The following is a 2,777-nucleotide window of genomic DNA, read 5'->3' as shown; positions in this document are numbered from 1 at the left end:
AAGACTAAATACACCTCGAGACCGATAGTGAACAAGTAGCGTGAGCGAACGCTGAAAAGCACCCCACAAAGGGAGGTGCAATAGGGCTTGAAATCAGGTGGCGATCGAGCGACGGGGCACGAAAGGTCCTCTGACAAATGAACCGGACGTGAGTCCGCAGTAAGACTCAGAGGAAGCCGCTGTTCCGTCGTACGTTTTGAAAAACGAACCAGGGAGTGTACTTGCTTGACGAGTCTAACCCGAGCATCGGGGAAGGCGCAGGGAAACCAATATGACCGCAGCCTTACGGCCAGGGTCACCGTGTTCAAGCGCGGGGAGTCAAGCGGGTACGACCCGAAACCGGACGATCTATGCGTGGGCAAGGTGAAGCGTGCCGAAAGGCACGTGGAAGCCTGCTAGAGTTGGTGTCCTACAATACCCTCTCGTGACCTACGTATAGGGGTGAAAGGCCCATCGAGTCCGGCAACAGCTGGTTCCAACCGAAACATGTCGAAGCATGACCTTCGCCGAGGTAGTTCGTGGGGTAGAGACACTGATTGGGGAACCCAACTCCGAGAGGAGTTGGCTCCCCTGTCAAACTCCGAACCTACGAACGCCGCCGACGCGAGGAGTCCGGTGTGCGGGGTAAGCCTGTGCACCATGAGGGAGACAACCCAGAGCTGGGTTAAGGTCCCCAAGTGTGGATTAAGTGCGATCGAAGGTAGTCTCGAGCCCTAAACAGCCGGGAGGTGAGCTTAGAAGCAGCTACCCTCTAAGAAAAGCGTAACAGCTTACCGGCCGAGGTTCGAGGCGCCCAAAATGATCGGGGCTCAAATCCACCACCGAGACCTGGCGACACCCGTCACAAGGTGATTCCGTAGGTTGGCGCTCTATTCGGCTGGAAGCACGGGTGAGAACTCGTGTGGACCGAATAGTGACGAAAATCCTGGTCATAGTAGCAGCGTTAGTCGGGTTAGAACCCCGACGGCCGAACGAGCAAGGGTTCCTCGGCAATGCTGATCAGCCGAGGGTTAGCCGATCCTAAGTCCCACCGCAACTCGACTGGGACAACAGGGAAACTGGTTAATATTCCAGTGCCACCGTACATTGAAACCGACGCTTTGGGGTCATCCGAGCTGGGCATTCGCCCAGTCGAACCGTCCAACTCCGTGGACGCCGTAATGGCAAGAAGCGGACGAACGGCGGGATAGAGCAATTCGGACCAACCTAGAGCCCGTGAAAAGGGAGTACGGTGTTCGTACCAAGAACCGACACAGGTGCTCGTGGCGGCGAAAGCCAAGGCCTGTCGGGAGCAACCGACGTTAGGGAATTCGGCAAGTTAGTCCCGTACGTTCGCAATAAGGGATGCCTGCCCTCTTCGGGGCAGGTCGCAGTGACTCGGACGCTCCGACTGTCTAGTAACAACATAGGTGACCGCAAATCCGCAAGGACTCGTACGGTCACTGAATCCTGCCCAGTGCGGGTATCTGAACACCCAGTACAATGGGGCGAAGGACCCGTTAACGGCGGGGGTAACTATGACCCTCTTAAGGTAGCGTAGTACCTTGCCGCTTCAGTAGCGGCTTGCATGAATGGATCAACGAGAGCGTCACTGTCCCAACGTTGGGCCCGGTGAACTGTACGTTCCAGTGCGGAGTCTGGAGACCCCCAAGGGGAAGCGAAGACCCTATAGAGCTTTACTGCAGGCTGTCGCTGGGACACGGTCGCTACTGTGCAGCATAGGTAGGAGCCATTACACAGGTACCCGCGCTAGCGGGCCACCGAGGCATCATTGAAATACTACCCGGTAGTGACTGTGACCCTCACTCCTGGCGGAGGACACCGGTAGCCGGGCAGTTTGACTGGGGCGGTACGCGCTTGAAAACCTATCGAGCGTGCCCCAAGATTTCCTCATCCGGGTCGGAGACCCGGAACTGAGCGCAAGAGCATAAGGAAGTCTGACAGTGACATTCCCAACGAGTGTCGCTGACGCGAAAGCGTGGTCTAGCGAACCAATCAGCCTGCTTGATGCGGGCGATTGATGACAGAAAAGCTACCTTAGGGATAACAGAGTCGTCACTCGCAAGAGCACATATCGACCGAGTGGCTTGCTACCTCGATGTCGGTTCCCTCCATCCTGCCCGTGCAGAAGCGGGCAAGGGTGAGGTTGTTCGCCTATTAAAGGAGGTCGTGAGCTGGGTTTAGACCGTCGTGAGACAGGTCGGCTGCTATCTATTGGGGGTGTCACGGTACCTGACGGGAACGCTCGTATAGTACGAGAGGAACTCCGAGTGGTGACCACTGGTGTATCGGCTGTCCGAAAGGGCACGTGCCGAGCAGCCACGTCACACGGGGTAAGAGCTGAACGCATCTAAGCTCGAAACCCACCTGGAAAAGAGGTACCACTACGGTCACTCGTAGAAGACGAGTTCGATAGACTCGGGGTGTACGCGCCAAGGCAACGAGGCGTTGAGCCCGCGAGCACTAACAGACCACCGCCACACACTCATCTGATTCGCACTGTACCCGCGAGAACGGGTCCAGGCGCAAACTGGATTGCACGTACATTACGGCGTCACACCACCGATACTGGCGTATTCGCCACGGTTCGATTCCGTGGATCGGCGTTAAGGCGGCCACAGCGGCGGGGCAACACCCGTACCCATCCCGAACACGGACGTTAAGCCCGCCAGCGTTCCGGCAAGTACTGGAGTGCGCGAGCCTCTGGGACCACCGGATCGCCGCCTCCCACTCATACTACAGCCCAGTCGGCACCCGCCGACTGGGCTTTTCTCATA

The 2,777-nt window shown here is 57.5% G+C and carries 2 rRNA genes; both read left to right on the top strand.

Annotation, left to right across the window (positions count from 1 at the left end):
• Positions 1-2,487 (top strand): 23S ribosomal RNA (locus EYW40_RS19440); the annotation flags it as partial.
• Between the two features lie 120 nt (positions 2,488-2,607).
• Positions 2,608-2,729 (top strand): 5S ribosomal RNA (gene rrf / locus EYW40_RS19435).
• The last annotated feature ends 48 nt before the right edge of the window (positions 2,730-2,777 follow it).

Origin of the sequence: Halostella litorea (genome assembly GCF_004785955.1) — an archaeon.
Classification (GTDB): domain Archaea; phylum Halobacteriota; class Halobacteria; order Halobacteriales; family Natronoarchaeaceae; genus Halostella; species Halostella litorea.
This window is presented reverse-complemented; position numbering and strand designations above follow the sequence as displayed.